Genomic DNA, 21,011 nt, shown 5'->3' on the forward strand with positions numbered 1-21,011 from the left:
GGAGGAGGGGCGAGATCTCCCACGGTCTGTACTGCGCGAACAGTCAGAAGCTGGCTTTGTCCCTTCTCCTCCCTTCAAGTCCTACCATACAAGCTGGCCTTGCCAGCGATGGCGTCGTTCCGGGCGACTGGGTTATGGCTGCCGTGCGCTTGTCGATAGATCTTCAGCGTTCTCGAGATCGAGCGCCGTCCGCACGGCGCATCGCCGGCAACGCCGGCTCCCACATTTGTTGCAACGCGCCATGACCTGTGAGACTGGCGTTGTCAGCCTTGGTGCATGACAACAGATCCTCTGTGCTGGGCACCCGCCCGCAGACCGCGTACCATCTGCCGCCCCCGGCCCTGCGCCGGGGACACGCGGAGAATGCCCATGAAACTGTCCAGAAACGAAAGCGCCAGCGTCGAGCGGCGCCTCATCAAATACCTCACCCAGGCCTGCGAGGCGGCGAAGTTCGAGATCGACGGTTTTGTCTGGCTCGACCATGTGGTCGATTACGCCGACTATCCCCGCAGCCTCCAGGTCAGCTGGGCCTTCGCCACCGTCGAGCAACGCGACCGGGCCGCCAGTGGCCCGGCACTGGCACGCATCCGCGAGTTCACGGACATCGCCCTGACCGATGCCGGCGTGCCGCTGGAACAGGTCGCCGACCCGCTGCGGCTGATCCACGAGCGGCAGGGCTGAACCATGGCCAAGGATATCGAGAACCCCTGCGTGTCCCTCTGTCAGCTCAACAGTGAACTGTGCGTGAGCTGCGGCCGCAGCCGCGAGGAAATCCGCAAGTGGCGGGGCATGAAACGCCCCGAGAAGATGGCCACCGTGCAACGGGCGGCGGCGCGGATGAAGGCGATCAACAAGAAGAACGCGGGGCGGTGTCCGTCCTGACCAGACGCTCGACGAATCCGGCCACCTGCCGGTTGCCCCGCAAGTGCACCACCGGCACCTGCGGGCCGACCTTCAGCCGCACGCCTTCGATGCCTGGCCGGTAGCCACGGTCGAACTGCCAGACGAATTTCAGGAAGGTCAGAAACTCGCGATCGAGCTTTTCCCGACAACCTTCGGCAAGATCGGGGCGCGGACGGTTCAGCAGGCTGCGCACGATCACCCGGCGCAGGCAGGTCCAGCGTGGCGTATCGAGCCAGATCACCAGGTCCGCGCGAGGCAGGCGCAGGTCGAAGGTGCGCCGGGCGTAGTTGCCTTCGCTGATCCAGGCGTCACCGCGCAGTGCGGCGCGCATCCGTTCACGAAACTGCTCGGCGTCGGGCTCGACCCAGCCGGGCTCCCAGAACAGTTTGTCCAGGTGCACCACTGGCAGACCGAGACGCTGGCCCAGAAGCCGGGCCAGGGTGGACTTGCCGCTGCCGGCGTTGCCCAGAATCATGATCCGTTGCATGGAAAGGACGTCCTGTCGCGCAAAAAAGGGCGGCGATTTTGCCCGTTTCCGGGGCGCTGTCAAGCGCTCGCCTGAACTAAAAACTGACTGTTGAGTCAGGGTAAAGGACCTTTCCCAACTGCCGCGAGAACCTCGACATGACGCTTTACACCCTGGACTACCGTTGCGACGGCGAACCCTGCACCCATGAACTGGAACTGCCGCAAGCCGACCTGCCTCGCCATGAAGCGGCGCTGCATCTTCTGCAACTGCACCATGGCGATGCCGAGAACAGCCTGGTGATGCCCAGCGCCGACGCCACGCCTGGGGAAATCCTCGAACAGGCCGAGCGCGTCGGCCTCACCGACATCGAGGTGCGCGGCGCCCTCAGGGCACCGCCGAAAACACCGAGCCGGTGAGGCGCTCGCTCAACAGCTCCAGCGCCCGCAGACCCGCCAGCGAGTTGCCCGAAGCATTCAGCGCCGGTGACCACACGCAGATGCTGTAGCGCCCCGGAACCACCACGACGATGCCGCCGCCGACCCCGCTCTTGCCCGGCAGCCCCACGCGGTAGGCGAAGTTGCCGGCCTCGTCGTACAGGCCGCTGGTAGCCATGATGGCGTTGATCTGCTGCGCCTGGCGCGGGCTCAGCACCTGTTCGCCACTGTGGGGGCAGTAGCCGCTGTTGGCGAGGAAGGCGAAGCCCCTGGCCACGTCGATGCAGTTCATCGACAGGGCGCAGTGGTGGAAGTAACTGCGCAGCACCGCGTCCACGTCGTTGTGGAAGTTGCCGAACGCCTGCATCAGGTAGGCCATGGCGGCATTGCGCGCACGGTGCTGGTACTCGGATTCGGCCACCACCGCGTCGCTGACGATGCGCGGATTGCCGCTCAGGCGACGGACGAAGTCGCGCATCGACAGGGTCGGCGTTGCGTAGCGGGACTGGTTGATATCGCAGATCACCAGGGCGCCGGCGTTGATGAACGGGTTGCGCGGGCGGCCCTTTTCCACTTCGAGCTGCACCAGCGAATTGAACGCCTGCCCGGACGGTTCGTAGCCCAGCCGCGACCAGATGGACTCGCCACTGTGGCCGATGGCCTGGACCAGGCTGAACACCTTGGAGATGCTCTGGATCGAGAACGGTGTCTCGGCGTCGCCAGCGCAATGCACCTGGCCGTCCAGGCCGTGCACGGCAATGCCGAGCTGGTCGGGTGCGACCTGGGCGAGGGCGGGAATGTACTGCGCCACCTGGCCGTGGCTGAGCAGGGGGCGGACCTGGTCGAGGATGTCTTGCAGCAGTGCTTGCATCGGTAATGCCTGGGAAGGATGAGGGGCCGGATTGGGTTGACGCCGCCGATGGGCGCTGGAGCACATCGGCGGCGGCGGTCAGCCCCTCATGGCATCAGACGCCCTTGGTCGAAGGCAGCAGGATCGTCAGGATGCCCAGCAACGGCAGGTACGAGCACAGGGTGTACACCTCGTTGATGCCGTGGATGTCCGCCAGATACCCCAGCAGCGCCGCGCCAATGCCCCCGAAGCCGAACATCAGGCCGAAGAAGATCCCGGCGATCATCCCGACGTTGCCCGGCACCAGCTCCTGGGCGTAGACCACGATGGCCGAGAAGGCCGAGGCCATGATGAAGCCGATGACGATGCTCAGCACGCTGGTCCAGAACAGGTCCACGTAGGGGAGCGCCAGGGTGAAGGGCGCGGCGCCGAGGATGGAGAACCAGATCACCGCCTTGCGCCCGATGCGGTCGCCGATCGGCCCGCCGAAGAAAGTACCGGCCGCCACCGCCCCGAGGAACAGGAACAGGTAGAGCTGCGAGCTGGCCACCGACAGGTCGAACTTCTCGATCAGGTAGAAGGTGAAGTAGCTGGTGAAACTGGTCATGTAGAAGTATTTGGAGAACACCAGCAACGCCAGGATCACCAGGGCAAAGGTCACCCGCCGTTTCGACAGGCCATGGGTCGCCTGGCTGCCGGGCTTGAGGGTGAACAGCGCCAGGTGCCCGCGGTACCAGCGGCTGAGGCCGTACAGCACGCCGATGGCGAACAGCGCGAACAGGCCGAACCAGGCGGTGTGGCCCTGGCCGTAGGGAATGATGATCGCCGCCGCCAGCAGCGGGCCGAAGGCTGAACCGGCGTTGCCCCCGACCTGGAAGGTCGATTGCGCCAGGCCGAAGCGTCCGCCTGACGCCAGCCGGGCGATGCGCGAGGCTTCCGGGTGGAAGGTGGACGAGCCGATGCCCACCAGCGCCGAGGCCAGCAGGATGGCCTCGAAGCTGCCGACGAAGGCCAGCATCAGGATGCCCACCAGGGTGCAGATCGAGCCGGTGGGCAGCAGCCATGGCTTGGGATGGCGGTCGGTGTGGTAGCCGACCCAGGGCTGCAGTAGCGAGGCGGTGAGCTGGAAGGTCAGGGTGATCAGGCCGATCTGGGTGAAGCTCAGGCCGTAGTTGGCCTTGAGGATCGGGTAGATCGATGGCAGGACCGCCTGGATCAGGTCGTTGATCAGGTGGGCCAGGGCGCAGGCGCCGATCACGCGCATGACCAGAGGGCTGGCCTGGCGTGCGACCGAGGCGGCGGAGAAGGGTGACGCGGTGCTGCTGGTAGACATGGTGCTGGACCTTCCAGGGCAGGGCGCGGTGCAACTGGCGCAGGCCGGGGCCTGGGCAGAAATACGCGCGCGGGGGTTCAGGATCGGGTGGAGCGAGGGCTATGCTAGGCGCCGGATACATGCCTGTCTCACGCGATTCGGGAGGCGACTGTCGAGAAAAGGGCAAGATGATCAGACCGCTTGATGAATTTCTCCGCGACATCGACCAGGCCGACTGGCGCCTGAGCAGCAGCGCCACCGATTACCCGGAGAACTGGCACATCTCGCCCCATGCCCACGACAAGCACCAGTTGATCTACGCCATCGAGGGCGTGATGGTGGTGAACTCGGCGCAGAGCCAGTGGACCGTGCCGCCGAGCCGGGGCTTGTGGATGCCCCGTGGCCAGGTGCACGCGATCCGTTGCGTCGGCGCGATCAAGATGCGCAGCGTGTTCGTCCAGGCCGACGACGCCCTCGATCTGCCTGGCGAGACCCGTGCGGTGAGCATTTCGCCGCTGCTCAGCGAGCTGATCAAGGTCTCGGTGGACATGCCCCATCCGCACCGTCCCGATTCGCGCGAGGCGCGGGTGATGCGGCTGATCCTCGATGAACTGGAGATGCTGCCCACCCTGCCGTTGAACCTGCCGCAGCCCGTCGACCCGCGGCTGCGCAAGATCTGTGCAGCGCTGCAACGCAACCCCGGCGACAGCTCGACCCTGGCCCACTGGAGCACGCACCTGGGCCTCGACGAAAAGACCATCCAGCGCTTGTTCCACAAGGACACCGGCATGACCTTCGGCCAATGGCGCCAGCAGGCGCGCTTGCTGTTGGCGCTGGAGCGCATCGCCGTGGGGGAGAAGATCATCGACGTCGCGGGGGAACTGGGCTACGACAGCCCGAGTGCCTTCAGTGCCATGTTCCGCAAGCATTTCGGCAAGACCCCGAGCCAGTTTTTTCGCTGACAGGTCCTCTGCGAAAGCGTGGCCTTATCCATCAGCTATCCTGCTTTTAGCGATTAGGAATTTTCGCTATTTGGATGGTGAATTTTCATCGCTCCCGGCATTTCCCTGAAACCGGAAGTTACTTTTGTCTCGCGCATCAATTGTTTGCGTTCGTTTAGGCTGCGGCCTTCGGATCTTTCCTGCAGGTCTGTAGTCACTGTTACGAGGAAACAAGAAGGAGAAACACATGCTCGCCCGGTCACTGACCTTCGCCACTCTGCTCGCCGTCTTCGCGCCGCTCGCGATCGCCGATGACGCCCCTCTGGCCCAGGAACTGGGCAAGGCCCGCCCGCTGGTGGTCATTGCACCGAGTACCGCCGACCCGACCTTGCGGGGCATTACCGAGTCGTTGAAGGATCCGGCCACCCAGGCCGGTTTCAAGGAGCGCGGGCTGGTGCTCTACAGCGTTGCCGGCATGATCGGCAAGCGCGACGACAAGTTCCTCGAACAGCAGACCACCATGGCCTTGATCCGCGAGGTATCGCGCAGTGCCAAGACCGGCACCCGGGTGATTCTGGTGGGCAAGGATGGCGTGGCGCACGAGATCGAGCACGACGGCACGGTCGACACCGCAAAGATCTTCGCCGCGGTCGACGAGCTGCCCGCCAGCGAGAAAGCCATCACCGCACCGGAACCAGTGCCCGTCGCCGAAACCAAGGCCGGCAAGCCGGCCAAGCCCGGTGAAGCGGCAAAACCGGCCAAGCCAGCCAAGCCGCTGCCGCCGCCCAAACCGCTGGACGACTGAACCCTTGCGGCAGACAGCACGGGGCCGACCTCACCGCGAGGTCGGCCCCGTGTTCGTTTCAGTGCAGGATCTGCGCGAGGAAGTCCCGCGCCCGCGGGCTGCGCGGTGCGTTGAAGAAGGTTTCCGGCGGTGCGTCCTCGATGATCTGGCCGCCGTCGAGGAACAGCACCCGCTGCGCCACCTGGCGGGCGAAGCCCATCTCGTGGGTGACGCAGAGCATGGTCATGCCGCTGTCGGCCAGTTTGACCAGCACGTCGAGCACTTCGGCGACCATCTCCGGGTCGAGTGCCGAGGTCGGCTCGTCGAACAGCATGATCCTGGGCTTCATGCACAGTGCCCGGGCGATCGCCACCCGCTGCTGCTGACCGCCGGACAGCTGGCCGGGGTACTTGCCCGCCTGGCTGCCGATGCCCACTTTGTCCAGGTACAACCGCGCCAGTTCCTCGGCTTCGCTGCGGCTCAGGCCGCGCACGCTCATCGGCGCCAGGGTGCAGTTGTCGAGCACGCTCATGTGCGGGAACAGGTTGAAATGCTGGAACACCATGCCGATCTCGCTGCGCACTTTCGCCGCCTGGCGGGTGTTGCCCGCAAGGTCGGTGTCATTGACCAGGATCCGGCCTTTCTCGGCGATCTCCAGGCGGTTGATGCAGCGGATCAGGGTGGACTTGCCCGACCCGGAAGGGCCGCAAAGGACGATGCGCTCGCCCTCGCGCACGGTCAGGTCGATGCCGCGCAGCACGTGGTACGGGCCGTAGTATTTGTCCAGGCCGCTGATCTGTACCGCCACGTTGCCCGCGGCGGCGATGGGAGAGGGTTCGGCAAGGCTGAGTGAGGCGTTCATTGTTATCGTTCTCCGGCGTGGCTCGAATGGCGAGGCTCAGTTGAAGCGTTCAGCGCTGTAGGGCTTTGGATCGGTGAACGGCGTTTCGCCGGTCATCATCTCCGCCAGCAGGCGACCGCTCACCGGGCCAAGGGTCAGGCCGTGGTGGGCGTGGCCGAAGTTGAACCACAGCCCCGGGTGGCGAGCGGCCGGGCCGATTACCGGGCGCATGTCCGGCAGGCACGGGCGACGGCCCAGCCACGGGGTCTGCTCGATGCGTTCGCCCAGCGGGAACAGGGCGCGGGCGATGGCCTCGCAGCGCTGCAACTGGATGTCGTTGGCGGCGTCGCCGCTGGCGGCGAACTCGATGCCGGTGGTCAGGCGGATGCCCTGTTCCATCGGCGCCAGCACGAAGCCGGCCTGGGCGTCGCACAGCGAGTGGGTCAGGTGGGCGCCGGCCCGCGGCTTGTAATGGGCGTGGTAGCCGCGCTTGATCTCCAGCGGAATGCGGTAGCCCAGCGGCTTGAACAGCTCGGCGGCCTGCGGGCCGAGGGCGATCACCACGTCGGCGGCCGTGACCGGGCCGCGCCGGCTGTCCACCTGCCACTCGCCGGACACCTGGCGCAGGCTGCGCGCATCGCCATGGATAAACTGCCCGCCGCGCTGGACGAACAGCGCGGTGTAGGCCCGCACCAGGGCGCCAGGGTTGCTCACGGTCTTGGGATCGCGCCAGTGGATGCCGCCGACCACGCCCTGGCCGAGGTCGGGTTCGCGGGCGTGCAACTGTGCGCTGTCGAGGACTTCGAAGCTCAGCCCGTAAGGACGCAATGCCTCGGCTTCGGCCTTGGCGTGGGTGAACGCGGCGTCGTTGCGGTAGACCTCGATCCAGCCGTTGGCCTTGATCAGTGCTTGGGCACCGGCGGCTTCGATCAGCGAGTCATGTTCTTCCACGCAGCGCTGCACCAGCGGCAGCATGGCCCGGGTCGCCTCCGCCAGGGGGGCGGGGGCCGAATTGCGCCAGTAGCTCAGCAGCCAGGGCGCGGCCTTGGGCAGGTAGCGCCAACTGAAACGCACATCCGATTGCTGGTTGAGCCCATAGCGGGCCAGCTTCGCCAGGTCCCGTGGAAAGGCGTAGGGAATCACGCTGGAGCGCTCGATCAGCCCGGCGTTGCCGTGGCTGGTGCCGTTGCCGGGCTCGTCGCGGTCGATCAGCACGACCTTGCGGCCACGGGCCTGCAGGTGCAGCGCGGTACTGACGCCGACGATCCCGGCGCCCAGAACGATGGTTTGGCAATGCATGACGGGTGTCCTCTACAACGTGTTCAGGGCAGGTGGCGGCCCAGGCGGGCCTCGATGAGTTTCAGGCTGCGTCGCACGGTCTCGACGATCAGCAGGTAGAGCACGGCGGCCCAGAGGTAGATCTGGAAATCGAAGCTGCGGGAGAACGCCAGCTTGGTCACGCCCATCAGGTCGTAGATCGTCACCAGCGAGGCGATGGCGCTGGCCTTGATCATCAGGATCAGCTCGTTGCCCAGTGGCCCGATGGCCACCACCAGCGACTGTGGCAGGATCACCTTGAAGAAGGTGGTCGAGCGCTTGAGGCTCAGCGCACTGGCCGCTTCGTACTGCCCCGGCGCCACCGCCAGCAGACTGCCGCGGAAGATTTCCGCCTGGTAGGCCGCCGTGTTCAGGGTGAAGGCCAGCAGGGTGCAGTACCAGGCATCGCGGAAGAACCACCACAGGCCGACGTCCTGCCAGAACCCCTTGAACGAGCCGATGCCGTAGTACAGCAGGAACAACTGCGCCAGCAGCGGCGAGCCGCGGAAGAAGTACACGTAGCCGGCGCTCAGGCGTTGCAGCACCAGGCTTTTCGACATCCGTGCCAGGGCCAGCAGCATGCCCAGCAGGGCACCGAGGGTGAAGGAGATCGCCACCAGCTTGGCGGTCACCAGCAGACCGTCGATAAAGCGCGGGCCGTAGCGTTCCAGCAGGTCGGGGTTGAGAAACAGGGCCAGCAGTTCGTCGAAGCTCATGGGCGGGCGCTCCGCAGGTGGCGGCTGAAGTGGTTTTCAATGAACTGGAAGACTCGGCCCGACAGCGCCGAGAACAGCAGGTAGCACAGGCACGCCACGCCGTAGAACAGCATCGGTTCCTTGGTCACGCTGACAGCGAGGTTGGTCTGGCGCATCAGGTCCACCAGCGAGATGGTCGAGACCAGCGAGGTGTCCTTGAGCAGTGACAGCCAGTTGTTGGAAAGGCCGGGCAGGGCGATGCGCAGCAACTGTGGAAACACCACCTTGGCGAACGCGGTGCGCTGCCCAAGGCCGAGGGCGGCGCAGGCTTCGTACTGGCCCTTGGGTACGGTCTTGAACGCCGCCAGCCAGATCTCGCTGGAGAAGGCGGCGAACACCAGGCTGAAGGCGACCATGGCAGCCAGGAAGGTATTGATCAGCACCTCGCCTTCGTAGCCCAGGGCGGCGAGGATTTTCTGCGCGGCGATCTGGCAGCCGTAGTAGATGATCAGCAGCGTGAGCAGCTCGGGCAGGCCGCGGAACACCGTGGAAAAGACCGTGGCGAAGGCCCGTGGCAGGCGTTTTTTCGAGCGTGCGGCCAGGGCGATGCCCAGGCCCAGCGGCAGGCCGATGGGCAGGCAGGCCAGGGCCAGCGCCAGGGTCACCAGGGCGCCGGCCAGCAGCGCCTGGCCCCAGCCGCCACTGGCGAAGGAGAGCAGGGAGAGTTGTTCGAGCATGGGCGGTGCCTCAGGCAGGAAAGCGGTGTTTGCGCAGCACTCCGGGGCCTTGTCGCCGGCCAGCCGGCTCTCACGTTGAACTGTGGGAGCCGGCTGGCCGGCGATGGCGGCCCTGAGGCCGCCGCAGGGTCACTGGTAGATATCGAAGTCGAAGTACTTGCCGGCGATCTTCTGGTAGGTGCCGTCGGCGACGATGGCGTCCAGTGCCTTGTTCAGCCGCTCGCGCAGGGCTTCGTCTTCCTTGCGCACCGCGATTGCCGCGTCGGCGCGGGTGCCATCGACGTCGCCCAGGGTCTTGCAGCAGTCCTTGCCGCTCTTGTTCAGCCATTCCAGCAGCGGGAATTTGTCGGCGATCACGCCGTCGAGGCGGCCGGCGGCGAGGTCGGCGTTGGCTTCGTCCAGGGTCGGGTACAGTTTCACGTCGGCACCGGCCTTGCCATACACATCCTCGGCGTAGATGGCCTGGGTCGAGGACGCCTGGGCACCGACGGTGTAGCCCTTGAATTTCGTCTGCGCGTCGGTGATCTCGCTGTCTTTCGGTACGGCTACCGACAGCGGGGTGCGGTAGTAGTGGTTGGTGAAGGCGATCTTCTTGCGCCGCTCCTCGGTGTCGATCATCGACGCCACCACCGCGTCGTATTTGCGCGCCATCAGCGCGGGAATGATGCCTTCCCAGTCCTGGGCCACCAGGGTGCACTCGACCTTCATCTGCTCGCACAGGGCCTTGGCGATGTCGACATCGAAGCCGTGCAGCTGGTTGTTGGAGTCAACGTAGTTGAACGGTGGGTAGGCGCCTTCCGTGGCGATTTTCAAGGTTTCGGCCTGGGCCGAGACGATACCGGCGAGCAGCAGGGCGCAGGCCCCCGCGAAGCGGACAACTGGTTTCATGGAAATACCCCGATCTGTGATTGCACTCTCTGGTTATTGTTTTGCCGTTGACGTGTAGCCAACGAATTCGTTGTGTAGAGCGGCAGTTGCGTCCAAGCGTTTTTCAACATCAGGCCCGAGTTTCTTGCAGACCTCGTTGACCATCAGGTGAGCCCACGACAGCATCGTCGCGGTGGACTCCCAGAACAGATTGAATTGGGTCGGAATGCGGAACACCTCGTCGGCGTTGGCATCGGCCCAGTCACAGAAGGTATCGGTAACCAGTGTTACCGGGATGCCCGCTTCCCGTGCCTTGCGACACAGCAGCAGGGCATGGCGCGAATAGCGGCGCGCCTCGAACACCACCAGCGCGCACTGCGCCGGGTTGCCCAGCAGCACGTCGCCGAAGTGCCCGGCGCTGCCGTCCACCACCTGCACGCCATCGCGCAGGTACTGCAGCAGGTGCGCCATGCACTGGGCAATGCCACGCTCGGTCTGGAAGCCGGCGACGAACACCCGCGGCCGTTCGGCCAGGCGCCGGGCCACGGTTTCCCAGGCTGGCGTGCGGCTGTATTCGTAGACCCGCACCAGCGCGGCGACTTCCAGATCGAGGCTGCGGCTGCTGCCTTCGCCGTCGTCGCCAGAGTGTTGGCGGAATTCTTGCAGCCGGTCGCCCACCAGCCAGGGACCGTCACCGAGGTCGTCCTTCAAGTCCTGCTTGAGCGCCTTGAGGTGCTCGTAACCGAGCGAACGACAGAAGCGCCCGACACTGGATTCGCTGACGCCGATTTTCTCCGCCAGGCTGGCGGAGGTTTCGAAGGGCAGGTCGGTGAGGTGGGCGAGCATGTAGCTGGCGATCTTGCGACCCGAGGCCGATGCATTGTGCAGGCTGCTTTCCAGGCGTTGCTTGATCGGTTGGCTCACGGCGCTGTCTCGGTGGTGGTTATGCTGGAAACAGAAAATGAATGTTTTCTGTCATCAAGTCAATATTTGACAGATAGCTGTCACAAGGGGAAAGTCAGCTCGCTGTCATGGCGGTTGCCCACTCCACATCCAACGCAAGGGAGCTCCAGATGTCCGCACCTGTGAAACAGTTGCCGTTCGCCGAACTCGAAAGCCTGCTGCAACGCATCTTCGTGCGCCACGGCACCAGCGATGCGGTGGCCCGCGCGCTGGCGTTCAACTGCGCCAGTGCCCAGCGCGACGGCGCCCACAGCCACGGCGTGTTCCGCATTCCGGGCTACGTCTCGACCCTGGCCAGCGGCTGGGTGAACGGCAAGGCCGAACCGGTGGTGCGGGACGTGGCCAGCGGTTATGTCAGCGTCGATGCCGGCGGTGGCTTTGCCCAGCCGGCCCTGGCGGCGGCCCGCGAGTTGCTGCTGAGCAAGGTGCGCAGCGCCGGGATCGCGGTGCTGGCGATCCACAACTCCCATCACTTCGCTGCCCTGTGGCCTGATGTCGAGCCGTTCGCCGACGAGGGTCTGGTGGCACTGAGCGTGGTCAACAGCATGACCTGCGTGGTGCCCCAGGGCGGTCAGCGACCGCTGTTCGGCACCAACCCCATCGCCTTTGCCGCACCCTGCGCCGGCGCCGCGCCGATCGTCTTCGACATGGCCACCAGCGCCATCGCCCATGGCGATGTGCAGATCGCTGCGCGCAAGGGCGAGCTGCTGCCCGAAGGCATGGGTGTGGACCGCCTGGGTCAGCCGACCCGTGACCCGGCGGCGATCCTCGATGGCGGCGCGCTGCTGCCGTTCGGCGGCCACAAGGGCTCGGCGCTGGCGATGATGGTGGAACTGCTGGCAGCGGCGCTGACCGGCGGCAACTTCTCCTTCGAGTTCGACTGGTCGGAGAACCCGGGGGCGAAGACGCCGTGGACCGGGCAACTGCTGATCGTCATCGACCCGACCCTGGCCCAGGGCAATCGATTCGCCGAGCGCAGCCGCGAACTGGTGCGGCAGATGGAGGCCGTGGGCGTCAGTCGCCTGCCGGGGGAACGACGCTTCCGCGAGCGGGAAAAGTCGGCGCGGGAGGGCGTCACCCTGAGCCTGGACGAGTTCGAACAGTTGCTCCTGCTGGCGCAGTGATTGGCAGCGACGGTCAAGTAGCCGGCACGAGCGTGCAAGACGCCGGCAGCGCAATCCGGTCAACTCGGGGTTTTCACTGCCGAACGGTGTGCGCTGATGTTTTTCAGGAAGGATCATTGGGTGCAGGAACTGCAGCAGGCGCTGGTGCATATCCACCAGGGCCAGCCATGGGAAGGACCGCGTGACGGGCAGTTGCAGCGTCATCCGGCCCTGCTCGCGGCGCTTGCCGGGCTGGCGGTGGATCGCCAGCAGGACCGGGCGCAACGGGACGAGGCCCGTGCCCGCTGCGCTGAACTGAACGAGCAACTTGACCAACTGCGCCGGCAGGACGCCGCCGCTCGCGACGAGATCCGGCACCTGCAGCAGGACTGTCAACACCTGCGCGACGTCATCGACGACCAGGCCCGGCAGATCCAGGCGCACCAGCAGCAGGCCGCAGTCTGGGCACAGCTTGAATCCACGCTCACCGAAGGTACCTGGGACATCAGTGTGGTCCAGGGCGATGTGCAGCATCCGGACAGCCATATGCGCATCTCCAGCCAGTTCCGTGCGCTGATGGGCTACAGCGCCAGCGAACTGCCGGACGGCTGGAACGCCCAGGTCAGCATCACCCATCCCGACGATCTGGCGCAGATCATGGGGCTGTTCGAGCGCGAGATCCTCAAGCCGGGGGGCACTGGCGAGTACGTTTTCGAGTACCGCATGCGCCACAAGACCCGCGGTTACATCTGGTGCCGCGAGCGGGGATGCGCGGTGCGCGACGAGCGCGGGGTGCTGCAGCGGGTGATCGGCGCCGTGCGCGACATCAGCGACGAGCGCAGCGCCCAGGCCAGCCATGAACAGATGCTGTCGCAGAACCAGACCACCTACGCCCAGATCGCCACGGTGGTCGGGGTGATCAAGAGCATCGCCGAGCAGACCAACCTGCTGGCGCTCAACGCTGCGATCGAAGCGGCACGGGCGGGGGAAGTGGGGCGGGGCTTCTCGGTGGTGGCCGAGGAAGTGAAGAAACTGGCCGACAGCACGCGCCAGGCGACGCAGCAGATTCAGGCCATGTTGAGTTGAACCGAGGCCTTGCCGTGGCAGGTTGCGGCCCGCCACGGCAAGGCCTCGGTTCACTCGGTCAGTGACTGGCGGCCAGCTTTGCGCTCACCTGGCGACGGCGGTAGGCGCTGTCGCGGGTGGCGAGCCAGTAGTACAGCGGCGAGGTGATCGCCAGGCCCACCAGCCAGGACAGGTCGGCGCCGTTGATATGGGCCGAGACAGGGCCGACATACAGCGGGGTATTCATGAACGGGATCTGCACCACGATGCCGATGGCGTAGGCGAGCAGGGCCTGGGGGTTGTAGCGCCCGTAGATACCGCCATCGACCTTGAAGATCGACTGGATGTCGTAGTCGCCTTTGTGGATGGCGTAGAAGTCGATCAGGTTGATCGCGGTCCAGGGCACCAGCACGACCAGCAGCACCAGCACCATGTCGACGAAGTGGCCGATGAAGTCCTTGGAGGCGAACACGGCGACGATACTGCAACCGGCCAGGACGATCAGCGAGAGTACGGCGCGGCTTTTCGCGGTGGGGATCCAGCGGTAGGCGAAGGTCTGCACCAGGGTGATCAGCGACAGCACCGCGCCATACAGGTTGAGGGCGTTGTGGCTGATCACGCTGAGCAGGAACAGCACCAGCATCAGCGGGCCCAGGGCGCCGGTGGCGAGCTTGACGGCGTCCATGGTGTCCATGCCGGCCGGGATCGCCAGCACCGCGACGGCGCCGAAGATGAACGACAGGCTCGAACCCAGGGCCGAGCCGAGGTAGGTGGTCCAGAAGGTCGAGGACACTTTCACGTCGGCCGGCAGGTAGCGCGAATAGTCGGACACGTAGGGCGCAAAGGCGATCTGCCACAGCGCCGCCAGCGACACCGTGGCTAGCCAGCCGGACAGGTTGAAGCCGCCGCGGGTGAGGAAGTCGTCGCTCTGTACGTGAGTGAAGATGTAGCCGAAGCCGACCACGATGCCGATCCCCAGCACCCAGGTGCCGATGCGGTTGAGCACATGGATGAAGCGGTAGCCGATGATGCCGATGATGCCGGAGCCGAGGGCGCCGATCACGATGCCCACCGGTACCGGCACGCTGTCGGCGACGCCGTGCAGCGACTTGCCGGCCAGGACGATGTTGGAGGCGAAGAAGCCGATGTACATGACGCCGGCGATCACCACCACCAGCAGCGCGCCGAGGGAGCCGAACTGGGCGCGGCTCTGGATCATCTGCGGGATGCCCATCTGCGGGCCCTGGGCCGAGTGCAGCGCCATCAGCACGCCGCCCACCAAATGGCCGACGAGAATGGCGACGATGCCCCACACCAGGTTGAGGTGGAACAACTGGACCCCGAGGGCCCCGGTGACGATCGGCAACGGCGCGATATTGCCGCCGAACCAGAGGGTGAACAGATCTCGAACCTTTCCATGGCGATCTTCGGGGGGCACGTAGCCGATCGTGTGTTTCTCGATGAGCGGTGCGGGTGACGCTGCGTTGGTCATGACGGACTCCAAGGCAAGGATGAGTACGCTGCGGTACTTCGGTTGGCAACGGCGTAGCCGGTGCCTTTCTTGTTGGAGCGGATCTTGAGCGGTGCGGGGCAAGGGCGAAATTAGTAAATTTGTGCTCTGAGGCGTTAAAAAAACTGGTGTGCTGCGTCAGGTGAGAGAAGGGCGGCCTCAGGGGGCGGGGTTGCCAAGGGCAATTCGCCTCCTGTTAAATGAGAGTCATTACCACTTGTCTCCCCGGTTCCTGCCATGTCTTCCGCTGACCTCTCGCTGCAAAAGGCCGTGCACTCGCTGTACGAGGAGCACCATTCCTGGCTGTGCGGCTGGCTGCGCAATCGCCTCGGTTGTGTCGACCACGCGGCGGACCTGGCCCAGGACACCTTCATCCGCGTCATCACCCTGCGCAAGGCTGCCGAACTGCGCGAGCCCCGGGCGTACCTGAGCAGCGTGGCGCGCAGCCTGATGATCGACCTGTTCCGCCGCCGGGCATTGGAGCAGGCCTATCTGGAGGTGCTGGCAGCGCGCCCCGAGCCCGTGGACATCTCACCGGAAACCCGCTTGCAGATCATCGAGACCCTGATGGAGATCGACCGCCTGCTCGACGGCCTTGGCGGCCGTACCCGCGAGATCTTCCTGATGGCCCAGCTCGATGGCCTGAGCTACGTGGAGATCGCCCGGCGCCTGGAGGTGTCGGTGACCACAGTGAAGAAGCACGCCGTGCGCGCGCTGACCCACTGCCTGTTGCTGATCGAGGAGTAGGCCGTGGCTGCCGTGCTTGACCGGACGGTGCTCGAAGCCGCCGCCCACTGGTATGTCGAACTGCGTTGCGAACCGGATGACGCCACCCGCGCCGCGCACCAGCACTGGCTGGCCAGCGACCCACGTCACCAGCAGGCCTGGGAGCGTCTGGGGCGGCTGCAGGACACCTTCGGCCAGGTCGCTCCGCAGGTCGCTCGCGGCACGCTGGCCGGCGCCCGGGCCCGGCGCCGGGAGGTGCTCAAGGTGCTGTCGCTGCTGCTGGCCGCCGGTGCGTCGGGCACGCTGGCCTGGCGCGAGACGTCGTTGCCGACCTTGCTCGCCGATCAGCGCACGGGTACTGGCGAGCGCCGCTCGCTGCGCCTGGACGACGGCAGCCGCTTGCAGCTCAACACCGCCAGTGCCGTGGATATCCGCTACGACGGGCAGTTGCGGCAGATCGACCTGCTGGCGGGCGAGATCCTCATCGAGACCGCCCGCGATCCCCAGGCCCGGCCCTTTGTCGTGCATACCGCCGAAGGCAGCGTACGTGCCCTCGGCACACGCTTCATCGTCCGCCGCGAGGGTGGCGAGAGCCGGGTCTGCGTGCTGGAGCATGCGGTGGAGGTGCGCTGCGTCGAGCGTCTTGTTCCGGTACGGGTCGAGGCCGGCCAGCAGCTGAGCTTCACGGGCCGCCAGGCCGGGCCGTTGCGTCCTGCGCCGGTGGAGGCCGATGCCTGGACCCGTGACATGCTGGTGGTCAACGACTGGCGGCTGGCGGATTTTCTCGCCGAGCTGGGGCGCTATCGCCCGGGGCACCTCGGCTGCGCGCAAGGCGTGGGCGAGCTGCGGATTTCCGGGGCCTTCCATCTGCGTGACACCGATATCGTCCTCGACAATCTCACCAGCACCTTGCCGGTGCGGGTGCGCCGAATCAGCCGTTTCTGGACGCGGATCGACGCGGCCTGAGATTTTTTTGCGCGCAGGGTTATCGATTTCCAGCCTGCTTCGACTTGTAGGTAGAGGCGCCACAGAGACGCCGTTCATCACTGCCACAGGGCGAAAGGAAACCGCATGTCCCGTTCCACTGATCGCACCCCCCAGACCATGACCTCGAAGACGTCCCCCCTGAGCCGGGCAGTGCACTGTGCCGTGCTCGGCGCCGCCCTGGCCACGCCGACAGCGCTGCTGCTGGGCGCGGCACCGGCGTGGGCGCAGAGCCAGGCCGAAGCCCGTTTCGACATTCCCGCCGGCCCGCTGGACAGTGCGCTGACCCGCTTCGCGGCCAGGGCCGGGGTGACCGTGTCGTTCGATCCGGCCCATGCCCGTGGCCTGCAATCGCCGGGGTTGCAAGGCACCTACAGCGTCGAGGCCGGGCTGCGCCAACTGCTCGCCGGCAGCCGCCTGCAGGCGGTGCGCCAGGGCAATGGCAGCTACTCGCTGCTGCCCGCAGCGGATGCCGGGGTGATGCAACTGGAGAGCACCAGCATCACCGGTGCGGCCGCCGAATCGGCCTGGGGGCCGCCGAATCGGCCTGGGGGCCGGTGGACGGGTACGTTGCCAGCCGCAGTGCCACCGCCACCAAGACCGACACGCCGATCCTGGAGATTCCCCAGGCGATCAACGTGGTCACCGCCGAACAGGTGCAGAACCAGGGTGCCCGCAACCTGACCCAGGCCCTGCGCTACACCCCGGGCCTGAACATCGGCGGCTTTACCGACCGCAACACCATCGCCGATGAAATCACCAGCCGTGGCTTTGCGCCGACGCCGCTGTACTTCGACGGTGCCTACGTGCCCTATGCCGGCAGCCTGGGTGGCGCGCCGCAGATCGACCCCTACACCCTGGAGCGCATCGAAGTGCTCAAGGGCCCGTCCTCGGTACTGTTCGGGCAGAACCAGCCGGGCGGCCTGATCAACCTGGTGTCCAAGCGTCCGACCCGCGAGGCGCGCAACCAGGTCCGGCTGGGCGCCGGCAGCTACAACCGGGTCAACGGTGCCTTCGACAGCAGTGGACCGCTGGATGAACAGGGCACCTTCGCCTACCGGCTGATCGGCCTCGCCAACAAGGGCAACGACCAGGTCGAGCACACCCACAACGAGCGCATGCTGCTGGCCCCGAGCCTGACCTGGACGCCCAACGAGGCCACTTCGTTGACCCTGCTGGCGCAGATCCAGCGCGACGACGGCAAGGCCGACTATCAGTCGTTGCCGCGCATCGGCTCGCTGGACCGTAGCCCCAACGGCGAGCGGATCGACCGCGATTTCTTCTCCGGCGACTCTCGCTACAACGATTACACGCGCAATCAGTACATCGCCGGTTATGACTTCAGCCACGCCTTCAACGACGACCTGACCTGGCGCTCCACCGCCCGCTACACCGACGTGCGCGACCGCTACAAGGGGTTCTACCTGCGCAGTTTCGCCACCGATGGCGCCGGCAATACCGACTACACCCGGGCCAACCGTACCAAGCTCGACTGGCGTCAGCACAACATCGCCTGGACCATCGATAACAACCTGGAATACAGGTTTGCCACCGGCGCCCTGCAACACACGGTGCTGAGCGGCGTCGATTACCGCCACTTCACCCGCCAGTACGACGGCCTCAATGCCAACAACGTGCTGCCGGTGGATCTCTACGGCAAGAACAACTACGACACTTCCAGCGTCACCCCGGTGCTGGATACCAAGTGGGACAACACCGTGCGCCAGACGGGCGTGTACATGCAGGACCAGATCCGTCTGGACCAGTGGATCCTCACCGTGGGCGGTCGCCAGGACTGGGCCGAGATCGACAACAAGGACCTGCTGGCCCACGCCATCGCCTCCCAGCGTGACAGCAAGTTCACCGGCCGCGTGGGCCTGACCTACGTCACCACCTTCGGCCTGGCGCCTTACGTGAGCTACTCGCAATCGTTCCTGCCGACCGTTGGCACGGCGGCGCCCGAGCGTGGCGGCAAGGCCTTCGAGCCGACCGAGGGCGAACAGTACGAAGTGGGGGTGAAGTACCAGCCGCTGGAGAAGACCCTGATCACCGCCTCGGTGTTCGAGGTCAAGCAGAAGAACGTGCTCACCGGCGACACCGAGTACCCGCAGTACCAGAGCCAGAACGGCGAAGTGCGTTCCCGCGGGGTGGAGCTCGAGCTGAAATCCAGCCTCGACAGCCTCGACCTGCTGGCGGCGGCGACCTACATCGATTCGTTCTACACCAAAAGCACCTATGGCGACGAAGGCAACCGCAACGAGTCCCAGGCGCCGGTGTCGGCGACCCTGTGGGCCGACTACCACATTACCGGCGTCGGCCTCGACGGCCTGACGGTGGGGGCGGGGGCGCGTTACACCGGACGCAAGCCGGGGGATTCGTCCAACTCCTTCGACGTCCCGGCCTATGTGGTGTACGACACCACCGTGCGTTATGACCTGGGCAAACTCGACCCGAGCCTGCGTGGCTTGCAGGCCAGCCTGAACGTGCAGAACCTGTTTGATCGCGAGTATGTGTCGGACTGCAACTACTCGTTCGGGTGCTACTACGGGCAGGAGCGGGTGGCGTCGGTGCAGATGACCTACGACTGGTAATCAGGGCTGGTAGGGATCCTGTGGGAAATGGGTTGTCTGGCCTGACGCCATCGCCGGCAAGACCGGCTCCCACAGGACCGCGCACGGCTCAACGCTCTGTGGCAGCAACTGTCTTGGCCGAGATCTGTAAGCGTGCACATTCTTCTGTGGGAGTCCGCCCGCCGCCCCGGCGCCGCGCTGTCGCGCAGCAAACATGAAGCGTACGACGCCAGTTACGCGGTGCCGCTTACATCTAAAGACAAAAGGCGGTTGGCCCGATAGGGCCAACCGCCTTTTGCTTTGTTAGGTTCAGTACGCGCGGGACAGAGACCGTAACCAGCACTGGTGTGTGCCAGCACACCCGAGTGGGAGAGTGGTCCGCCACGGTATCGGCGTGAAGTCCCTGTCGGCATCAGCTGAAAAATCAGCTGTGACCACGTATGAGAGAGTGAACCCCTTTCGCCACCGTGTGCCCCGCGCGCCCCTTATCCTGCGAGGATTGACCATGGCACGCAAGCCCTCCAAGCAACACCTCACCCTTGTCCACACCGACTGTGCCGGGATTGATATCGGCAGCCGGGAGCACTTCGTTGCAGTTGATGACAGGCATGACAAGCCCGTCCGCAAGTTCGCGACCTTCACTGACGACCTTCATAAGCTTGCCGACTGGCTGGAGAGCTTGAATATCAAGGTCGTAGCCATGGAGTCGACAGGCGTTTACTGGATCCCCATTTACGAAATCCTCGATGCGCGAGGTTTTGATGTTCGTCTCGTCAATGCACGGTCAACCCGACAGATTACAGGCCGTAAGTCTGACGTGATGGATTGCCAATGGATCTTGCAGTTGATGTCTTATGGGCTCCTGCGCAGTGCTTTCCGACCCGATGACCTGACATGTGTCGCGCGATCCTTGTTCAGGCAGCGAAGTCACAAGGTTCGTGATCAAGCGAAGACCCTGAACCGGATCCAGAAAGCCTTGGCCCAGATGAATATTCAACTGGCCAATGTCATCAGCGACATTTCCGGCGTCACTGGGATGAAAATCCTGCGTGCTATCAATAAGGGTGAGCGCGATCCGTACGTACTCGCCAGCTTGAGCGACCCACGCATCAAGGCAAGCCAGGAAACCATAGCGCGTAGCTTGCTCGGCAATTGGCGCAAGGAGCACCTGACGGCATTGAAGCTGGAGTTGGCGCTTTACGACTTTCTGGAAAAACAGATCGCCGAATGCGACGAAGCTATTGTCGAGGTGATAGACCAGATGCCGGTATTGGATGTTTCCCCACCCAAGCCCCAAAAGACTTTGCGTAGCCCGCATCGCACAGCGGCACAGCAAACTCAATTGCATCAAGCACTATGCCGGGTGATGGGCGTGGATCTGACCGCCATTCCGACCATTGGTGTCGACACTGCGCTAGTCATTGCCAGTGAAGTCGGCGCTGATCTTTCCCGCTTCCCGTCGTCACAGCACTTTTGTTCCTGGCTCGGCCTTGCTCCGCCTACGCGCATATCGGGCGGAAAATCCTTATCCGGCGCTGGACCCAAGATTCACAACCATGCGGGGCAAGCCTTGAAGCAAGCCGCTTCAAACGCACGAAACGACAAAGGGTTTATCGGCGCTTCGCACAGAGCAAGGCTGACGCGCATGGATACGAGCTGTGCGATCAACGCAACGGCGCATCAGCTCGCACGACTGATCTACTTGATGCTGACCAAAAAGAAGGCCTATGTGGAGCAAGGGCTGGCTGAATTCGAAGCCAGAAGCCAGGATCGCCAGCTCCGGGCTTTGCAACGCAAAGCCCGGAAATTGGGATTGCAGCTGGTCGCGGCTTGATTTTTATGATTAAAAATCAATGGGTTGGGATTTGTTTGATGAGAGTGGCTTCAGCCGCGAACGGCGGCGAAGCCGTCGTAAAACCTGAGTCCCCAGTCGCACTGAC

Annotated in this window: 19 protein-coding genes and 2 pseudogenes; 11 read left to right on the plus strand and 10 right to left on the minus strand. The window is 64.9% G+C overall.

Features of this window, described 5'->3' with window-relative positions:
• Window positions 1–369 precede the first annotated feature (369 nt).
• Together AC05QJ_RS15800 and AC05QJ_RS15805 are read left to right on the plus strand one after the other, a co-directional pair.
• A complete protein-coding gene (locus AC05QJ_RS15800) occupies window positions 370–681 on the plus strand; it encodes a hypothetical protein (RefSeq protein WP_476747756.1) in 312 nt (103 codons plus the stop codon).
• Window positions 682–684: 3 nt separating this feature from the next.
• Window positions 685–882 (plus strand): DUF1289 domain-containing protein, encoded by a 198-nt coding sequence (locus AC05QJ_RS15805; protein WP_476747757.1) that lies wholly within the window; start codon window positions 685–687, stop codon window positions 880–882.
• Here AC05QJ_RS15805 and AC05QJ_RS15810 read toward each other — a convergent pair.
• Window positions 848–1,390, minus strand: coding sequence for a P-loop NTPase family protein (locus AC05QJ_RS15810; RefSeq protein ID WP_476747758.1), 543 nt, complete (start codon window positions 1,388–1,390; stop codon window positions 848–850). The genes AC05QJ_RS15805 and AC05QJ_RS15810 overlap by 35 nt on opposite strands.
• 137 nt (window positions 1,391–1,527) lie before the next feature.
• Here AC05QJ_RS15810 and AC05QJ_RS15815 point away from each other — a divergent pair, with 137 nt between their 5' ends.
• Window positions 1,528–1,788: a hypothetical protein gene (locus AC05QJ_RS15815; protein ID WP_476747759.1), complete on the plus strand. Its 261-nt coding sequence runs from the start codon at window positions 1,528–1,530 to the stop codon at window positions 1,786–1,788.
• Here AC05QJ_RS15815 and glsB read toward each other — a convergent pair.
• Together glsB and AC05QJ_RS15825 are read right to left on the minus strand one after the other, a co-directional pair.
• A complete protein-coding gene (glsB, locus tag AC05QJ_RS15820) occupies window positions 1,757–2,677 on the minus strand; it encodes a glutaminase B (RefSeq protein WP_476747760.1) in 921 nt (306 codons plus the stop codon). The genes AC05QJ_RS15815 and glsB overlap by 32 nt on opposite strands.
• Before the next feature lie 94 nt (window positions 2,678–2,771).
• The gene (locus tag AC05QJ_RS15825; RefSeq protein ID WP_476747761.1) at window positions 2,772–3,989 is read right to left on the minus strand and encodes an MFS transporter; all 1,218 of its coding nucleotides are present in this window, start codon (window positions 3,987–3,989) and stop codon (window positions 2,772–2,774) included.
• Window positions 3,990–4,156: 167 nt separating this feature from the next.
• Here AC05QJ_RS15825 and AC05QJ_RS15830 point away from each other — a divergent pair, with 167 nt between their 5' ends.
• Window positions 4,157–4,930: an AraC family transcriptional regulator gene (locus AC05QJ_RS15830; RefSeq protein ID WP_476747762.1), complete on the plus strand. Its 774-nt coding sequence runs from the start codon at window positions 4,157–4,159 to the stop codon at window positions 4,928–4,930.
• A gap of 226 nt (window positions 4,931–5,156) precedes the next feature.
• A complete protein-coding gene (locus AC05QJ_RS15835) occupies window positions 5,157–5,714 on the plus strand; it encodes a DUF4174 domain-containing protein (protein WP_476747763.1) in 558 nt (185 codons plus the stop codon).
• Between the two features lie 58 nt (window positions 5,715–5,772).
• On the opposite strand, the gene AC05QJ_RS15840 is transcribed toward AC05QJ_RS15835, so the two are convergent.
• The 6 genes from AC05QJ_RS15840 to AC05QJ_RS15865 all read right to left on the minus strand — a co-directional run bounded on the left by AC05QJ_RS15840 (window position 5,773) and on the right by AC05QJ_RS15865 (window position 11,074).
• A complete protein-coding gene (locus tag AC05QJ_RS15840) occupies window positions 5,773–6,555 on the minus strand; it encodes an amino acid ABC transporter ATP-binding protein (RefSeq protein ID WP_476747764.1) in 783 nt (260 codons plus the stop codon).
• Between the two features lie 36 nt (window positions 6,556–6,591).
• Window positions 6,592–7,833: an NAD(P)/FAD-dependent oxidoreductase gene (locus AC05QJ_RS15845; protein ID WP_476747765.1), complete on the minus strand. Its 1,242-nt coding sequence runs from the start codon at window positions 7,831–7,833 to the stop codon at window positions 6,592–6,594.
• Between the two features lie 23 nt (window positions 7,834–7,856).
• A complete protein-coding gene (locus tag AC05QJ_RS15850; RefSeq protein WP_476747766.1) occupies window positions 7,857–8,567 on the minus strand; it encodes an ABC transporter permease in 711 nt (236 codons plus the stop codon).
• Window positions 8,564–9,283, minus strand: a complete 720-nt coding sequence (locus AC05QJ_RS15855; RefSeq protein ID WP_476747767.1) for an ABC transporter permease — start codon at window positions 9,281–9,283, stop codon at window positions 8,564–8,566. The genes AC05QJ_RS15850 and AC05QJ_RS15855 overlap by 4 nt, the downstream gene beginning before the upstream one ends.
• Window positions 9,284–9,412: 129 nt before the next feature.
• Window positions 9,413–10,171 carry a transporter substrate-binding domain-containing protein gene (locus tag AC05QJ_RS15860; RefSeq protein WP_476747768.1) on the minus strand — a complete coding sequence of 253 codons (759 nt, stop codon included), beginning with the start codon at window positions 10,169–10,171 and terminating at the stop codon, window positions 9,413–9,415.
• Window positions 10,172–10,204: 33 nt separating this feature from the next.
• Window positions 10,205–11,074, minus strand: a complete 870-nt coding sequence (locus tag AC05QJ_RS15865) for a MurR/RpiR family transcriptional regulator (RefSeq protein ID WP_476747769.1) — start codon at window positions 11,072–11,074, stop codon at window positions 10,205–10,207.
• A gap of 149 nt (window positions 11,075–11,223) precedes the next feature.
• Between AC05QJ_RS15865 and AC05QJ_RS15870 the strand changes: the two genes are divergently transcribed.
• Together AC05QJ_RS15870 and AC05QJ_RS15875 are read left to right on the plus strand one after the other, a co-directional pair.
• Window positions 11,224–12,237 carry an Ldh family oxidoreductase gene (locus AC05QJ_RS15870; protein WP_476747770.1) on the plus strand — a complete coding sequence of 338 codons (1,014 nt, stop codon included), beginning with the start codon at window positions 11,224–11,226 and terminating at the stop codon, window positions 12,235–12,237.
• A gap of 525 nt (window positions 12,238–12,762) precedes the next feature.
• Window positions 12,763–13,296, plus strand: a pseudogene (locus AC05QJ_RS15875) (methyl-accepting chemotaxis protein); the annotation flags it as partial.
• Window positions 13,297–13,360: 64 nt separating this feature from the next.
• Here AC05QJ_RS15875 and AC05QJ_RS15880 read toward each other — a convergent pair.
• Entirely contained in the window at window positions 13,361–14,773 is a 1,413-nt protein-coding gene (locus AC05QJ_RS15880; protein WP_476747771.1) for a purine-cytosine permease family protein, read from the minus strand.
• A gap of 255 nt (window positions 14,774–15,028) precedes the next feature.
• Here AC05QJ_RS15880 and AC05QJ_RS15885 point away from each other — a divergent pair, with 255 nt between their 5' ends.
• The 4 genes and pseudogenes from AC05QJ_RS15885 (at window position 15,029) to AC05QJ_RS15900 (ending at window position 20,905) form a co-directional block, all read left to right on the plus strand.
• Window positions 15,029–15,538, plus strand: coding sequence for a sigma-70 family RNA polymerase sigma factor (locus tag AC05QJ_RS15885; protein ID WP_476747772.1), 510 nt, complete (start codon window positions 15,029–15,031; stop codon window positions 15,536–15,538).
• Window positions 15,539–15,541: 3 nt separating this feature from the next.
• Window positions 15,542–16,483 carry a FecR domain-containing protein gene (locus AC05QJ_RS15890; RefSeq protein WP_476747773.1) on the plus strand — a complete coding sequence of 314 codons (942 nt, stop codon included), beginning with the start codon at window positions 15,542–15,544 and terminating at the stop codon, window positions 16,481–16,483.
• 138 nt (window positions 16,484–16,621) lie between these two features.
• A pseudogene (locus AC05QJ_RS15895) lies at window positions 16,622–19,092 on the plus strand (TonB-dependent siderophore receptor).
• A gap of 484 nt (window positions 19,093–19,576) precedes the next feature.
• Window positions 19,577–20,905, plus strand: a complete 1,329-nt coding sequence (locus tag AC05QJ_RS15900) for an IS110 family RNA-guided transposase (RefSeq protein ID WP_476743459.1) — start codon at window positions 19,577–19,579, stop codon at window positions 20,903–20,905.
• Window positions 20,906–21,011 lie beyond the last annotated feature (106 nt).

The organism is Pseudomonas sp. TUM25319 (genome assembly GCF_056388475.1).